Origin of the sequence: Roseateles sp. NT4, assembly GCF_051857475.1 — a bacterium.
GTDB lineage: Bacteria > Pseudomonadota > Gammaproteobacteria > Burkholderiales > Burkholderiaceae_C > Pelomonas.
Genome location: NZ_JBPZGZ010000002.1, coordinates 74,511 through 88,733 on the forward strand (window position 1 = coordinate 74,511; position 14,223 = coordinate 88,733).

The following is a 14,223-nucleotide window of genomic DNA, read 5'->3' on the forward strand; positions in this document are numbered from 1 at the left end:
TTCAAGCTGTGCGCATGAAGTACAGGTTGCTGCTGCTGCGTGCCAGCAGCACGAAGCCACGCAGGGCGGGGATGTAGCGCAGGCGGTTGTGCACGCCGCTGTCCGGCGTGGCGGCGATCTTCACGCTGCCGGCGCCGACGCTCAGCAGGCTCATGTCCCACACATTGGAGTCGTTGGGCGTGATGACATAGACCCGGCCGGCTGCGTTGCCCTGGCCGCCGTAGAACAGGAAGCGGTCGTTGTCCATGTCGTAATCGAGGGCCGCGTAGGTGGGCTTCTCGGCCAGCCATTGCGTGAGGGCAGCGCTGGGGTTGAAGCTGACCGCGATCTGCTGGTTGCTGCCCAGCGGGATGCGGCTGGACACCATGCGCTGCGGATCGAAGCCCTGTCCGTCACCCCATTGCAGGCTGAAGAGCTGGCCGCGACGCGCGTCGAAGGCGATGGGCCAGCGCGCCGAGTCGGCAATGCGGGTGGCGGCCAGGTCGGTCCACTTGCGGTCCACCGGCGACCATTTGTTCAGGCCGGTGCTGACGATCTCGCCGGTCGAGCGGATCGCGGTCGCGCCATATTGGCCCGAAGGCATCTCCGGCCAGGTGCCGGCGGCGTCCCATTTGTTGGTGTCGAGGTTGAAGCCGTCGATCTTGGGGAAGGCCCAGGCGGAACCGTAGGTGGCGTAGGCGCCGAACAGCATCAGCCGGTTGAGCTGGGGCACGAAGTGCAGCGAGCTGTACAGGTGGCGCGACGACGGCAGACCATCGGTGTAATAGGCCACGTTCTGCGCCACCGTCTTGCTCGGAGCCAGGCGCGTCACCCAGCTCGGCGTGTCCGCCGCCAGGGACAGGGAGACCACGCGGTTGTCGGCGGAGTCGCTGTGCCCGCCGGCCGCCGCGATGAGGATCTCGCTGGTCAGCTCATTGATGGCCATGCCGCTGAAGGCGTCGATGGCTGCGCCGCCGGCACCCGCCGTATCGGGAATCTCGAACCATTCGCCGATCGCCTTGCTGGCCATCCAGGCCGGCGTGATGCGGGCCGGCGAAACGGCCCAGACCGGGTTGACGTTGAAGGCATCACGCAGCGCAGGGTAGTTGCTGGTCGTGATCAGGCGCTGGTAGGCGGTCGCGGCGCCGTTGACGCCGTGCCGGACGGCGTAGGCCAGGGCCGTCGTCAGATTGCCCAGGGCCGCGCGGTCGCCGGGCAGGAACTCGGCGGCCAGCTTGCCTTCGAGATTGCCCAGCCATGCCGGCACGCTGGCATAGGTCGCCGCATAGACAGCGGCATCGGTCGGATACCACGGTCCCTTGCCGCCCAGATAGTCGGGCACGGCCACGGGCGTGATGCTCATGGTGTAGGGCGCGGGATTGACGTACCAGAAGCCCGTCTTCGGGCCCAGGCGCATGACGGCGCTGCGCGCCTTCCAGCGGAAGAAAGCATCGTGCTTGGACGCTGTGGCCGTGGAGAGGGGCAGGCCCAAAGCCAGCGAGAAGCCGAAGGCGGCGGTCACGAAGTCCTGCTGCCAGGGCGCGCCGGACTGCATCTCGTTGTCGTAGCCCTCGCCCGGCAGGATCCAGCCGAAGGGGTTGTTGGGCTGGGCCACGTAGACGCTGTGGAAGTCGTCGATGTTGGACTGCACGGAGTTGATGAACTCCTGGCGCAGGGCGGTGTCGTTGTCCGGCGTGACGTTCAGGGCCTGGGTGAGGGCACGCCACTGCCAGGCGCAGGCGCGCGTCTGCCAGCCGCCGAAACAAGCCTGCACCAGGCCCAGGGCACCGCGCCGCATGATGCTGTTGTCGGACTTGCCGAGATAGTTCAGCGTCGCGACGAACTGCACCTGCTCCATGAAATACCAGCGGCCGGTCACCAGATAGGCCATGTAGCCGATCGAGGGGCTGTGGGCACAGTCCCAGCGCGGCGTCAGCGTGCCGGTGGGCTTGGGTGTGTATTGGCTGCGCGTGGAGCCGCCGAGGTCGTTGACGCGGCTGTCGCCATGCAGCACGAGGTTGGGGTACTGCGAGAAACGGATGGGGCGCTGCGTCTTTTCGTCACGGTAGTGGATGGACCAGCGGCCCGACGCAAAACCGTTGCGCACCACGGCGGCATAGGTGTTGGGGTGCTCGGAGGTCAGGTAGAGCACGTCATGCTGCGGCAGCAGGCCGATGGGCTCCTGGTAGCCCGTCGCGGCCATGCTGTCGCCGTCATAGTTGAAATTGCCCTTGTCCAGCGGCGAGAACGTGGCCACCAGGGCCTTGGCGACACCGGCGTTGGCGTCCACACGGGCGCTGTAGGTCGGCACCTGCTCCGTGGCCTGCAGATAGGCCAGGTCGTGGCGCGGCGTGACGCCCGGATCGTCGGCCAGCCAATAGGACAGGGCCGTGCCGCTGATCAGCGGCGTGCGGGTGTGGTGGGGCAGGTCGATGGCCGCCGAGAAGCGCTGCGTGCCATTGATCTTGAAGCTGTAGGTGGCCGACTTGTTGGTGGGACCGTCCACCATCAGATAGCCGTTTTCCAGCCACGGCAGCACCTCGACGGCGCCGCCGGCGTACAGGCGCACTTCCAGCCACGCCGTCAGGTGGGCGTCGCTGCCGACCGGCTTGCGGAACACCCAGGACGACATCTGCGGGCCGCTGACCCAGGTCGAAAGCGGCGCGTCCCAATCGGCCGCGCCGAAGCTGGCCGTGCCCAGGGCGCCGGCACCGACCTCGGCCGTGATGCCGGTCTTCTTCAGGTCGGCCAGCGTCAACGCCGAAATGACTCGCGCGTCGGCGGCAATGCGGCGCAGGCGCACCGTCGTCAGGGTGTTGGCCGTCAGCGCGGCGAAACCGGCGATCTGCGCGAACTTCAGCGAGCCGTCGGGCCAGGTCGTGCGCGGCGTGACCTGCAGATCGGACAGATTGGAACCCACGGTGCTGCCGGCCGGGATGTCACCGCGCTTGAAGGCAAAGCCCAGGCAGAAGGGGGCCTTGGTCTGCGACTTGGCGCTGATCAGGCTGAACTGCATCGCGCCAGTGAACAGGCCCAGCGTTGCCGTTGCGGCCGGGATGGGCGATGGCGCAGGTGCTGGGGTCGGGGCCGGCGCGGGAGGCGGAACCGGCGTCGGCGAGACCGGCGTGCTGGGCAGCTTGATGAGGGCGGGGTCGGCCGTCGGCAGGTCCGGCGTGGCCGCAGCGGCTTCGTTCCCGCCACCGCCACAACCGACCAGGGGAACGGCACCGCCCAGGGCGGCTGAATACTGCAGGAACTTACGGCGTTGGGGGTCGGTCATGGCAAAGCAATCCTTTGCAGCGGGGGTCGCTGCACTTCGGTACTAGGGGGGTGGCCTAGGGGCGGAGCGAATTCTGAAGGCAGCCGTTGACCGGACCGTGGCGAAACGTTACGAACTAGGGGTGCCGGAGGGTATAAGTTTGGGTTATGTCATTCGACCTTTGCTGCCCTTGTCTCGACGGGTCGCGGTCCAAACAATTCCCGCCCGTTCTTCCTCTGAAAAACCCCCTGTCATGAAGCCCCTGCACGCCGCCCTGCTGACCCTTTTCGCGCTCGTCGGCGCGCCCTCGGCGCAGGCCCAGGGCAAGCCCCTGATCTACTGTGCAGACGCCAGTCCGGAGGGCTTTGACCCAGGAATGTGGGACAGCGCTAGCACCAACATCGTCGGCGCCCAGATGTTTGACGGCCTGCTCGGCTTCAAACGACCCACGACGGAATTGATTCCCAAGCTGGCCACCAGCTGGGAAATCTCTCCCGACGCGAAGAGCTTCATTTTCAAATTGCGGGAAGGCGTGAAGTTCCACAGCACCCCCTGGTTCAAGCCATCCCGCGACCTCAATGCAGATGACGTGCTGTTTACTTTTCAACGATTCATCGACCCCAACCACCCGTTCAACAAGGCGTTTCCGGCAAATTTCATCTATCCGCAGAACCTCGGCCTGGCCAAGGTGATCGAGGGCATCGACAAGATCGACGACCGCACAATTCGTTTCCGGCTTCGTCAGCCCAATGTGACATTCGTCGCAAACTTCGCCTTCGCCTGGGCAGGCATCCAGTCCGCCGAGTACGCCGCCCAGTTGCTGAAGGACGGCAAGGCCTCACAGATCAATGTGCAGCCGGTCGGCACGGGGCCCTTCCGCTTCAAAAGTTATGCCAAGGATGACGTGCTGCGCATGGAGGCCCACCCGGACTACTGGGGCGGCAAGCAGCCCACGCCCATGCTGGTCTTCAGCATCAGCCGCGAGCCCAATGTGCGGGTGCAGAAGATCGCCGCGGGCGAATGCCATGTGACGGCGGCCCTGCGCGATGTCGACATCGCCGGCCTGGCCAACAACCCCAATATCAGCATCGAGAAGATCCAGGCGCTCAACATCTCCTACCTGAGCTTCAACCTGAAGAAGCCGCCGACCGACAAGCGCGAGGTGCGCGAAGCCCTGGACATCGCCGTCGACCGCGACGCCATCTTCAAGGCCCTGTTCCCGCGCGGCGATGCGATGCAGGCCGTCAGCGCCTTCCCGCCGGCCATCCCCGGCTACAACAAGAAGCTGAAGAACGAGTTCGATCCCGCCAAGGCCAAGGCCCTGCTGGCCAAGGCCGGCTATCCCAACGGCTTCGAGATCGACCTCTGGGCCCTGCCCGTCACGCGGCCCACCAACCCCAACGGCCAATTGATGGCGCAGCTGATCCAGCAGGACTGGGCCAAGATCGGCGTCAAGGCCAACATCAAGACCTATGAGTGGGGCGAGTACCTCAAGCGCGCCAACAACGGCGAGCACAACGTCTACATGAGCGGCTGGAGCGGCGAGACCGGTGACGCCGATGACTTCCTGACGCCCAACCTGAGCTGCGCGACCAGCAAGGGCGGCATCAAGTTCTGCAACGCCGAGTTCGAGAAGCTCATCGACGAAGCCCGCGCGACGCCCGATCAGAAGAAGCGCAACGCCATGTACGAGAAGGCCCAGGAGATCTTCAAGCACGAGCGGCCCTGGATCACCATGGCCCACTCCACCGTCTACATCCCCATCCGCAAGGACGTCGTCGGCTTCAAGATGGCGCCGAATGGCAGCGTCGATTTCGAAGGGGTCTACAGGAAATGAGACTTCGTCATATCGAGGTCTTCCACGCCATCATGCAGGCCGGCACCATCAGCGGTGCCGCCCAGTTGCTGCACATTTCGCAGCCGGCCGTGACCAAGGTGCTGCAGCACTGTGAGCTGCAGCTCGGCATGCCGCTGTTCGACCGCGTGCGCGGCAAGCTCTTTCCGACGCCCGAAGCCCAGCGCCTTTTCGTCGAGATCGACAAGCTGAATCGCGATCTCGTCGGCATCCGCCGCCTGGCCGCCAACCTGAAGAGTGGCGAAAGCGAGCAGGTGCGCCTCGTCGCCACGCCGGCCCTGGCCATGGCCATCGTGCCGGCGGCGATGACGCCCTGGTGCAAGGCCTATCCCAACGCCAGTTGCTCGCTGGCCACCCACCACACTCGAGAAATAGTGTCGGCCCTGCTGCTGGGCGAGGCCGACCTGGCCCTGTCGCTGCAGGACCCGCGCCACCCCGGCATCAAGGCCGAAGCCATCGCCAGCGGCACCATGGTGGCCCTGTGCCCGCTCGGCAGCCCGGAGGCCCGGGGCGAAGGCCCGCTGGGCCTGGCCGACATCCGCACCGAGATCGTCGGCCTGCAGAGCGACGACCCGCTGGCCGGCCTGCTCCACCATGCCGGCGAGGCCCTGGGCCAGCCGCTGGCCAGCCGCATCACCGTGCAGACCTACCAGCTCGCGCGCGCCCTCGTCGAAGCCGGTGTCGGCATGACGCTCGTGGACCCCTTCACCGCCGCGAGCGCCGACGCCAGCAAGGTCCGCGTGCGCCCCCTGCTGCCCGCCGTACCGGTACAGCTCTTCCTGCTCAGCGCCGCCAGTGCGCCGCTGGGCCAGGCTTCGCGCCGCCTGGTCAAGTTCATCACCGCCGCCGCCCACGAGCATCTGGCAAGACTGCCTTGATGGCCCACCCCCTACGCGCTTCGCGCGCCCCCTCAAGGGGGCACCGCCAGCGGCCCGGCAAAGCCGGTTCCGCGGCAGTCACTCAGTCATGCACGACATGCCCGCAGGCCGCTCACGCGGGCTCAATTGCCCTTCGCCATGATTCGCATTGAAGACATTGCCGCGCACCCAGACTTCCGGCGCCTGGACACACTGCAACACGGCATCGCGGTGGACCTGCGCTATGCCACGGCCGACAACTTTGTCGGCCACTCGGTCTACGCCGGCATCGACTGCGCTTGGCTGCGCCGCGAGGCCGCGGACGCCCTTGAGCACGCCGCTGCCTGGCTGGCCGAGCGCCGCCCCGGCTACCGCCTGCTGGTGCTGGACGCCTTGCGCCCCCAGCGTGTGCAGCAGCGCCTGTGGGACGAACTGCAGGGCACGCCGTTGACGATGTATCTCGCCAAACCCGAGCGCGGTTCCATCCACAGTTTCGGCATGGCCGTGGACCTGACCCTGCTGAACCCGCAAGGCCGCGAGGTCGACATGGGCAGCGGCTTCGACGAGATGACGCTGGCCTCCCACCCCGACCATGAGGCCGAGCACCTCGCCCAGGGCGCGCTGAAGCCCGAGCACCTCGTTGAGCGCGGCTGGCTGCGCGCGGCCATGCGCGAGGCCGGCTTTCACGGCATCACCACCGAGTGGTGGCATTTCGATTTCGGCGACCGCGTGGCGGTCAGGCGGGATCTGCCGCGGGTGCTTTGAGCTGCGCTGCCACGCCGCAGGCACGCTTCAGTCATCCGGACCGAAAGCCGGCAACTCCACTTCGGGCAGGTCAACCCCGTCGCCTTCGACCGGCCTGAGCAGCTTCCCTTGCGGCGTAAACAACCCCGCGATGAACACAACCAGGCCTGACAACCCGACCGTGACTGCGACCGGCCATTCCCATTCGCTTTCGCCGGCCATCAGCTGACCGAACAGCACCGCCGCAATGGCGAGCAGCACGACACCGAAAATCAGCGCAACGGCGCGCATGGAGTCCTGCATGTCGAGGGTCAGAAAGACTTCTGCATGAAGACACTCAGCGGATCGTCGGCGTAGTCGCCATAGGGCCCGCACCGCTGGTAGCCGCAGGCCGCGTACAGGCCCAGGGCTTCGGGCTGATAGGGGCCGGTCTCCAGCGTGATGTTTCGACAACCCCTGGCCGCGGCCTCGGTCTCCAACAGATCCAGCAGTCGCCTCGCCACGCCACCGCCCCGGGCGCGCGGGCTGACGAACATGCGCTTGAGCTCGCCGAACTCCGGACCGAGAACGATGGCGCCGCAGCCCACGGCCTGCCCGGCAGCATCACGCGCGACAGCGAACAGCACATGGGGCTGGATCAGCACGCTGAGGTCCAGCGCATACCGTGCCTCGGGTGGATAGAGGGAGTCCTGGTAGGCGTCCAGCTCGGTGATGAGGGCGATGACGTCGGGCTGGTCGGGTGATTCGAGGGCGATGTGCATGCGGCCCACTATGCCTGCGCCTTGTGCCGCCGCGCCAACTGCGAGCCCCAGGCCACGATCTGCTCGCGCAGCTCGGGCGGCTCCAGCGCCTCGACCTCGGGCGCCAGCGACAGCACCAGCCGCGCCGCCTGCTGCAGGCTCTCGATGGGCAGCCTGACGCTCGCCAGGCCCTGCCTGTCCACCTTGGACGCCGCGATCGCCTGGGCCGCATAGCTGCCCTTTTCGGCCAGGCGACGCCTGCCTTCGGCCGTCACGCGCAGCAGTGCGGTCTGGGGGCGCAACTCGTGCTCGAAGCGCTGCAGCGAGGCCTGCCACCAGCCGGCCAGGTCGAAATCGGCGGGCCGCTCGAAGCTCTCGTCGGCCACGCTCAGCGCCTGCACATTCGAAACCTTCAGCGTCATCGTGCGCGCACCGGCCCGCACGACGGCGTACCAGCTGCCGCCCTTGAGCACGACGCCCAGCGGCTCGGCGCGCCAATGCCGCTCGCCCTTCCAGCTCAAGTAGTCCAGCTCGACGACGCGGCATTCCAGCGCCGCCTGGGCCAGGGCCGGCAGATGCGCCGCCGGCTCGCCGCCCTGGTACCAGTCCAGCGGGTCCACATGCAGCCGTGCCTGCAGCCGCCCCGCCAGCGCGGCGGACTCACCCGGCAGGGCCGACTGCAGCTTGAGCCTCAGCCGCTTCGAGGCGCCGCCCAGCCCCAGCTCGCTGGCGGCCCCCGGCAGGCCCAGCAGCGGCAGGGCCTGAGCCTCGTCACCGAGCAGGCCGTTGAGCCGCGTCGCGAACCCTTCGCGCAGCTTGAAGCCGCCACCGCGGCCACGCTCGGCATAGACGGGCACGCCGGCGGCCGACAGCTCATCGATGTCGCGCAGGATGGTCCGCACCGACACCTCGAACTCGCGCGCCAGCGCGGGCGCCGTGATCTGCGGCCGCAGCTGCAGCAGGATCAGGATGGACAACAGCCGGCTGGCGCGCATCTCAAGGTGCCGTCAATAAACATGACGCGCATTGTCAGCTTATGGCCAGCACCATGCGCCCACCCTGTTCAACAAGGATGCCCATGACGACTCCCGACCCCGATCGCCGCCAACTGCTGCAGGCCGCCGCAGCCATGACCCTGGCCGGCACCGCCGCCGCGGCAACGCCTGCCGAACCTCAGGCCGGTCCGGCCATGACCGCCGCTCTGCCCGCCACCCGCACGCGCGGCAAGCCTGGTGACTTCGATTTCCTGACCGGTCGCTGGAAGATCCTCAACCACAAGCGCCGCACCGGCACGAACGGTGACTTCTGGGATGTCTTTGAAGGCGAGGCCACCGTCCACGCCATCCTGGCCGGCATCTGCAGCGTCGAGGAGCTGCGCATCCCGGCGCGCCAGTTCAGCGGCATGGGCCTGCGGCTGCTGGACATGAAGAAGGCGCAGTGGTCGGACTTCTGGGTCAATGCCGCGTCCGGAGAACTGGGCGCGCAAGGCCTGCCCGGCAGCTTCGAAGGCGGCGCCGGCATCTTCCAGGAAGCCTCCGAAGAGGACGGCAAACCCGTGCTCTACCGCAGCGTCTGGGACCGCATCACGCCCAGCAGCTGCCGCTGGCAGCAGGCGGCGTCGCGTGACGGCGGCAAGACCTGGGCGATGGACTGGTCGATGGACTGGACTCGCGTGGCGTGATCAGCGCGCGCGCCTCTCTTCGGCCAGCCGCTCCAGCACCGGCCGGATGGCAGAGCCCTCGCTGATCTGCGGGTTGGAGTAGCCGTCGCTCTTGCCCGCCTCCTTCTCCCGCGTGTCGATGACCCGGCGGGCCCAGGCATGCGCCTCGGTGAAGGACCAGGTCTTGCGCAGCGCCTCCTCGTACATGGCGCGGCCGAAGAAGGTCAGCTCCGAGCGCTTGCCGCAGCCATAGGAGGTGTGTTCGGCATCCGCGGCCGTCATCACCAGCGTGCCGTCACCGGCCAGCGGCGCTATCCAGCTGCCCGAGTAGCAGGCCGACACCGAGACCACACGCCAGCGCACACCGGCCTCGTCCAGCCAGCGCTTCAGCAGCTCGGGCGTGACGGGCTCGGTCTTCAAGGGCCAGGTGTCGTTGGCCAGCCTGCCGTCGCGCCCGCCATGCGAGGTCAGGTGCAGGAAGAGGACATCGCGGTCGCGGTCCATCACCGCGGCCATGCGGGCGATGGCGCCGCGCAGATTCGCGGGCGTGGCCCACGGCAGGGTATCGCTGGTGGCGCGGTTGGCCACCAGCTCCATCAGGTGGCCATCTGCACCGAAACGCTCGCGCATCGTCCGCGCCACGACCGCGCTTTCGCGCATGAAGACATCCTCCGAGGCATTGGGCGCATAGGTCAGTGCGTAGACGTTGACCCGCCCGCGTCGCGGCGGGCTCACCGCTCGCATCGCGGCGTCGAACAACCGCGCTTGCTGGCCGATGGACTCGTCGGTCAGCGGCAACCCGATCTCGGCGACTTCTGCCTCGGCCTCCTCAACGGCCGGAGGTTCGGGCCACCAGAAGTGCACCGGTGCCAGCCAGCCGCTGACGAGCGGCGGGACGAAAAGGAACAAGGCCAACACCAGCCTCGGCAGTCCCGGACCGGCGACCCGGCACAGCAAGGTCAATTGCGCCAGCCAATTCCACGCCAGGGGCGCCAGCCAGGCGGTCCACGACAGCGCGGTGGGCCATTCACTTCCCGGACCCAGGACGGCTCTCAGGCCCAGAAGCACGATGCCAACACCCAGACCCAGGGCCAGGCTCGCGCCCAGCAGGACGGCAAAGAGGTTGGCGGTGCTCACGGCGTCAGCTCGCTCAGCCTTGGCGCCCGACCTCGCCGCCAGCCAGCACAGCCATGCCACGACGGCCGTCCCCATCCAGCCGCTGAGAAGGCCTTGCCACAGGAAGCGCACCGATCCTCCCAGCAGGACCCGCGGCACGACCATTGCGATCAGATAGCCCGCCAGCAGCAGCACGGCCACCGTCGCCGGCTTGGCGTCCAGGCCCTCCCAGCGCGGCAGGCGAAACGCCAGCACGCGTGCGCCTTCGTGCAGCCAGGCCAGGCGCCCCCTGGACGCCGGCATTTCCACTGCGGACGGCGCCTGCGCTTCTTCGTTCATCCCGCATCCTCTCTGCCCCAACTATGGAGCAGTTCCGGATCAGGGCAGCGGTGCCATCGGGTCGACCAGACCCGCCGCGCGCAGTTCGCGCCAGAAGTCGGCCGGCACCTTCTCCATCAGGGCCGCACGGTCTTCGGCAATGCGGCCAGGCTGGCTGGCACCCGGAATGACGGCCCCCACCGCCGGATGGGCCAGCGCGAACTGCAGGCCGGCGGCCTTCATGCTGATGCCGTGGCGATCCGCAATCGCCTTGATGCGAGCGATCTTCTCGCGCATCGCCGGCCGGATGGGGGCGTACTCGAAGTTGGGGCCACCGACCAGCGCGCCCGAGCTGTAGGGCCCGCCGACGACGATGCCCAGCCCCTTCTCCGCCACCTTGGGCATCACCCGCTGCAGCGCACGCGAGTGATCCAGCAGCGTGTAGCGGCCGGCCAGCAGGAAGCCATCGGGCTTGGGGCCTTCCAGGTCCAGCAGCAGCTCGATGGGCTCGACCTTGTTGACGCCCAGGCCCCAGGCCTTGATGACGCCTTCGTCGCGCAGCCGGTCCAGGGCCTTGAAGGCGCCCTTGCGCGCACTCTCGAACACCGACAGCCATTCGTCGCCGTAGAAGTCCTGGGCCACGTCGTGCACCCAGACGATGTCGATGAGGTCGGTCTTCAGCCGCTTGAGGCTGTCCTCGATGGAGCGCAGCGTGGCGCTTTCCGAGTAGTCGTTGACGATGCGGTTGGGCCGGCCATGCTTGAAGACATCGCCCTTCTCGCCGAGGTCGCGGGCGCTGACGTCCTCGACCTCGTCGAGCACCAGGCGGCCGACCTTGGTGCTGATCACGTAGCCCTCACGCGGCCGCCCGGCCAGGGCTTCGCCCATGCGCAACTCGGCCAGGCCGGCGCCGTAGAAGGGTGCGTTGTCGAAGTAGCGGATGCCGTCGTTCCAGGCGGCGTCCACCGTCGCGCGGGCCTCGGCCTCGGGGATGTCGCGGAACATGTTTCCCAGCGGCGCGGTGCCGAAACCGAGCCTGCCGGGGAGGATGTCTTTCAATGCCATGGTGTCTTGCTCCTGTCAGGCCGCAGCGGCGGCCTCGGTGAACTGGGTATAGCCCTCGGCGCCACCGCCGAAATAGCCGGCAAAGGGCGCATCGAACAGCGGCTTGTTGTCGCGCAGCCGGGCCACCAGGTCGGGGTTGCCGATGAAGGCGCGGCCGAAGGCGACCATGTCGGCCTGGGCCGATGCCGTCGCCGCCAGCGCGCGCTCGCGGTCGTAGCCGTTGTTGGCGATGTAGGCGCCGCCGAAGGACTGCTTCAGCGCGTCGAGGTCGATGGCCGAGGTGGCGTTGTCGCCGTGCATCTGGCCTTCGACGACATGCAGATAGGCCAGGCCGCGCTCGCCGAGGCGGCGCACCAGGTATTCGTGGGTCGCCTGAGGCGTGCTGTCCAGCGGCGTGTCGCCAATGGCGGTGGACAGCGGCGACAGGCGCAGGCCGACACGGTCGGCGCCCCAGACACCGGCGACGGCGTTCACCGCTTCCAGCGTCAGCCGGGCGCGGTTCTCGATGGAGCCACCGTAGCGGTCGGTGCGGTGGTTGGTGCTGTCGCGCAGGAACTGCTCCAGCAGATAGCCGTTGGCGGCATGCACCTCGACACCATCGAAGCCCGCGTCCTTGGCGCGACGGGCGGCCTGGCGGTAGTCGTCGATCAACGAGGCTATCTCTTCCAGTTGCAGCGCCCGCGGCATGGACGGCGCCTCGAAGCCGGCCTCGGTGAAGACCTGGCCGCCGGCCTGGATGGCCGAGGGCGCTACGGGCGCGGCACCGCCGGCCTGCAGGCTGGTGTGGGACATGCGGCCGACATGCCAGAGCTGCACGACGATCTTGCCGCCTTCGGCATGGACGGCGTCGGTGACCTGCTTCCAGGCCGCGACCTGCGCGTCGCTGTACAGGCCCGGCGTGTAGGCATAGCCGCGCGCCTGACGGGAGATGTTGGTGGCCTCGGCGATCAGCAGGCCGGCGGTGGCGCGCTGGCGGTAGTACTCGGCGGCCAGCGGCGAGGGCACGCCGTCCATGCCGGCACGCGAGCGGGTCAGCGGCGCCATGGCGATGCGGTTGGAAACAGCGATGGCGCCGATGCGGGTGGGGGTGAAGAGGCTTTGCATGAGTGACTCCTGGGTGGATGGAGCAATGATGGGCGCCGCACCTCAATTCATCCAATTTATCCGTTGAATTCCAGTCATTCACACGGCAATATGACTGGGTGCGCTACGACCTCAATCTGCTGCCCGTCTTCCTCACGCTGATGGAGGAGCGCAGCGTCACGCGGGCGGCCCAGCGTCTGGGCATCACCCAGCCGGCCCTGTCCAATGCGCTGACCCGGCTGCGCGCGCTGCTGCAGGACCCGCTCTTCATCCGCGAGCGCTACGGCATGCAGCCCACGCCCAAGGCCCTGGAGCTGGCGCCCGTCATCGCCGAGGCCCTGGCCAGCCTGGACGGCCTCATCCTCGGCCAGCAGGCCTTCGACCCGGTCAAGGCCGACCAGCTCGTCACGCTGGCGCCCAACAGCTATGTGGAGTTCGCGCTGATGCCGGCCATCGTCGCGCGGCTGCATGAGCGCGCACCGGGCATGCGGCTGCGGCTGACGCCCTATGGCACCGACCTGGCCGAGACCGGCGTGATCTCGGGCAGCACCGCCCTGGCCCTGGGCCGCTTCGTCGATCCGCCGGACAACGTCGTCGTGCAGCATCTGATGAACGAGGGCCTGGCCTGCGTGGTGCGGGCGGACCATCCCACCGTCGGCAACAGCCTCAGCAAGAAGCAGTACGAGAAGTTGCGCCACGTCAACATGCTGCCGCCGGGCCGGCTGCGCGTGGGCCTGTTCCAGGCGCTGGAGCGCCAGGGCCTGAAGCGCGAAGTCGCGGTCTCGGTGACCCACTTCCTGGCCATTCCCGAGATGGTGGCGGTGACCGACCATTGCGCGACGCTGCCCAATCTCATCTGCCGCCGGCTGGAGGGCGACGCGCGGCTCAAGGTGCTACCGGCGCCGGTCGATCTGGGCAGCTTCCCGGTCGAGATGGCCTGGCATGTGCGCTATCGCCACGACCCGGTGCACCGCTGGCTGCGCTCGCTGATCGCCGAGGTGGTCAGCGAGGTGGCCGTGCAGTCCTGACCCGATGCAGGGCCAGGACTGCCACCGCGCAGGGCAGCCAGACCCAGAGCAGTTCCGACAGCACGACCGTCGCACCGGCGGGCCCGAAGAAGCGACGCAGGCTCAGGGGGCTGGCTTCGATGACACGGACCGGGAAGAAGAAGCGCTCGTCGGTGAACGGCCAGGCCAGGGCGACGCCGAGCCCGCCGGTGGTCAACATGTCCAGCAGGCCGTGAGACGCTGCGGCCGCGAAGATGAGCAGGAAGGCTGTCCGCCTCGACGCCCGCAGCCATGGCGCCGCGGCTGCACCCAGCAGGCCGAGCAGCAGCGCGAACACCAGCGAATGCGAAGCGCCGCGGTGCCCCAGCTCATGCGCATAGGCAATGCCGAACCGGAAGGCCAGCACATCGAGATCGGGCAGCATCGCCGCCACCATGCCCGCGACCATCAGCCGCCGCGGGATCAATCGAGGCCCCAGCGCCAGCCCGAGGGCCAGCGGCACGACGGCGTGCGAGATGATGGAAGGCATGCGCGTCGCGC

General features: G+C 68.1%; 13 protein-coding genes. 5 read left to right on the top strand and 8 right to left on the bottom strand.

Annotation, left to right across the window (positions count from 1 at the left end; all coding sequences use genetic code 11):
• Position 1: 1 nt before the first annotated feature.
• On the bottom strand, positions 2 to 3,259 hold the full coding sequence (locus ACS5PN_RS09855; protein WP_439463778.1) for a hypothetical protein: 3,258 nt from the start codon (positions 3,257 to 3,259) through the stop codon (positions 2 to 4).
• Between the two features lie 232 nt (positions 3,260 to 3,491).
• Here ACS5PN_RS09855 and ACS5PN_RS09860 point away from each other — a divergent pair, with 232 nt between their 5' ends.
• The 3 genes from ACS5PN_RS09860 to ACS5PN_RS09870 all read left to right on the top strand — a co-directional run bounded on the left by ACS5PN_RS09860 (position 3,492) and on the right by ACS5PN_RS09870 (position 6,715).
• A complete protein-coding gene (locus ACS5PN_RS09860; RefSeq protein WP_439463779.1) occupies positions 3,492 to 5,075 on the top strand; it encodes an ABC transporter substrate-binding protein in 1,584 nt (527 codons plus the stop codon).
• Positions 5,072 to 5,971: a LysR family transcriptional regulator gene (locus ACS5PN_RS09865; RefSeq protein WP_439463780.1), complete on the top strand. Its 900-nt coding sequence runs from the start codon at positions 5,072 to 5,074 to the stop codon at positions 5,969 to 5,971. The genes ACS5PN_RS09860 and ACS5PN_RS09865 overlap by 4 nt, the downstream gene beginning before the upstream one ends.
• 138 nt (positions 5,972 to 6,109) lie before the next feature.
• Positions 6,110 to 6,715 carry a M15 family metallopeptidase gene (locus ACS5PN_RS09870; RefSeq protein ID WP_439463781.1) on the top strand — a complete coding sequence of 202 codons (606 nt, stop codon included), beginning with the start codon at positions 6,110 to 6,112 and terminating at the stop codon, positions 6,713 to 6,715.
• Between the two features lie 27 nt (positions 6,716 to 6,742).
• On the opposite strand, the gene ACS5PN_RS09875 is transcribed toward ACS5PN_RS09870, so the two are convergent.
• Genes ACS5PN_RS09875 through ACS5PN_RS09885 form a run of 3 tightly spaced genes read right to left on the bottom strand, consistent with a single transcriptional unit; the run spans position 6,743 to position 8,411 of the window.
• Entirely contained in the window at positions 6,743 to 6,985 is a 243-nt protein-coding gene (locus ACS5PN_RS09875) for a hypothetical protein (protein ID WP_439463782.1), read from the bottom strand.
• A 20-nt stretch (positions 6,986 to 7,005) separates the two neighbouring features.
• Positions 7,006 to 7,455, bottom strand: a complete 450-nt coding sequence (locus tag ACS5PN_RS09880) for a GNAT family N-acetyltransferase (RefSeq protein WP_439463783.1) — start codon at positions 7,453 to 7,455, stop codon at positions 7,006 to 7,008.
• Between the two features lie 8 nt (positions 7,456 to 7,463).
• On the bottom strand, positions 7,464 to 8,411 hold the full coding sequence (locus tag ACS5PN_RS09885; protein WP_439463784.1) for a helix-turn-helix transcriptional regulator: 948 nt from the start codon (positions 8,409 to 8,411) through the stop codon (positions 7,464 to 7,466).
• A 101-nt stretch (positions 8,412 to 8,512) separates the two neighbouring features.
• On the opposite strand from ACS5PN_RS09885, the gene ACS5PN_RS09890 reads away from it, so the two are divergent.
• Positions 8,513 to 9,115, top strand: a complete 603-nt coding sequence (locus tag ACS5PN_RS09890; protein WP_439463785.1) for a hypothetical protein — start codon at positions 8,513 to 8,515, stop codon at positions 9,113 to 9,115.
• Here the strand turns inward: ACS5PN_RS09890 and ACS5PN_RS09895 are convergent, their stop codons facing one another.
• The 3 genes from ACS5PN_RS09895 to ACS5PN_RS09905 are packed head-to-tail and all read right to left on the bottom strand — an operon-like array spanning position 9,116 to position 12,697.
• Positions 9,116 to 10,549, bottom strand: coding sequence for a C13 family peptidase (locus tag ACS5PN_RS09895; protein WP_439463786.1), 1,434 nt, complete (start codon positions 10,547 to 10,549; stop codon positions 9,116 to 9,118).
• A 39-nt stretch (positions 10,550 to 10,588) separates the two neighbouring features.
• Positions 10,589 to 11,593, bottom strand: a complete 1,005-nt coding sequence (locus ACS5PN_RS09900) for an aldo/keto reductase (RefSeq protein ID WP_439463787.1) — start codon at positions 11,591 to 11,593, stop codon at positions 10,589 to 10,591.
• 15 nt (positions 11,594 to 11,608) lie between these two features.
• The gene (locus ACS5PN_RS09905) at positions 11,609 to 12,697 is read right to left on the bottom strand and encodes an alkene reductase (protein ID WP_439463788.1); all 1,089 of its coding nucleotides are present in this window, start codon (positions 12,695 to 12,697) and stop codon (positions 11,609 to 11,611) included.
• Positions 12,698 to 12,795: 98 nt separating this feature from the next.
• Between ACS5PN_RS09905 and ACS5PN_RS09910 the strand changes: the two genes are divergently transcribed.
• Positions 12,796 to 13,704, top strand: coding sequence for a LysR substrate-binding domain-containing protein (locus ACS5PN_RS09910; protein WP_439463789.1), 909 nt, complete (start codon positions 12,796 to 12,798; stop codon positions 13,702 to 13,704).
• Here ACS5PN_RS09910 and ACS5PN_RS09915 read toward each other — a convergent pair.
• Complete coding sequence (locus tag ACS5PN_RS09915; protein WP_439463790.1) at positions 13,679 to 14,212, bottom strand: metal-dependent hydrolase; 534 nt, start codon at positions 14,210 to 14,212, stop codon at positions 13,679 to 13,681. The genes ACS5PN_RS09910 and ACS5PN_RS09915 overlap by 26 nt on opposite strands.
• Positions 14,213 to 14,223 lie beyond the last annotated feature (11 nt).

Coding starts and splice junctions, on each gene's coding strand:
- ACS5PN_RS09870 (WP_439463781.1), top strand. CDS start 6,110: ATGATTCGCATTGAAGACATTGCCGCGCACCCAGACTTCCGGCGCCTG.
- ACS5PN_RS09890 (WP_439463785.1), top strand. CDS start 8,513: ATGACGACTCCCGACCCCGATCGCCGCCAACTGCTGCAGGCCGCCGCA.
- ACS5PN_RS09855 (WP_439463778.1), bottom strand. CDS start 3,259: ATGACCGACCCCCAACGCCGTAAGTTCCTGCAGTATTCAGCCGCCCTG.
- ACS5PN_RS09905 (WP_439463788.1), bottom strand. CDS start 12,697: ATGCAAAGCCTCTTCACCCCCACCCGCATCGGCGCCATCGCTGTTTCC.
- ACS5PN_RS09865 (WP_439463780.1), top strand. CDS start 5,072: ATGAGACTTCGTCATATCGAGGTCTTCCACGCCATCATGCAGGCCGGC.
- ACS5PN_RS09875 (WP_439463782.1), bottom strand. CDS start 6,985: ATGCGCGCCGTTGCGCTGATTTTCGGTGTCGTGCTGCTCGCCATTGCG.
- ACS5PN_RS09880 (WP_439463783.1), bottom strand. CDS start 7,455: ATGCACATCGCCCTCGAATCACCCGACCAGCCCGACGTCATCGCCCTC.
- ACS5PN_RS09915 (WP_439463790.1), bottom strand. CDS start 14,212: ATGCCTTCCATCATCTCGCACGCCGTCGTGCCGCTGGCCCTCGGGCTG.
- ACS5PN_RS09900 (WP_439463787.1), bottom strand. CDS start 11,593: ATGGCATTGAAAGACATCCTCCCCGGCAGGCTCGGTTTCGGCACCGCG.
- ACS5PN_RS09860 (WP_439463779.1), top strand. CDS start 3,492: ATGAAGCCCCTGCACGCCGCCCTGCTGACCCTTTTCGCGCTCGTCGGC.
- ACS5PN_RS09895 (WP_439463786.1), bottom strand. CDS start 10,549: ATGAACGAAGAAGCGCAGGCGCCGTCCGCAGTGGAAATGCCGGCGTCC.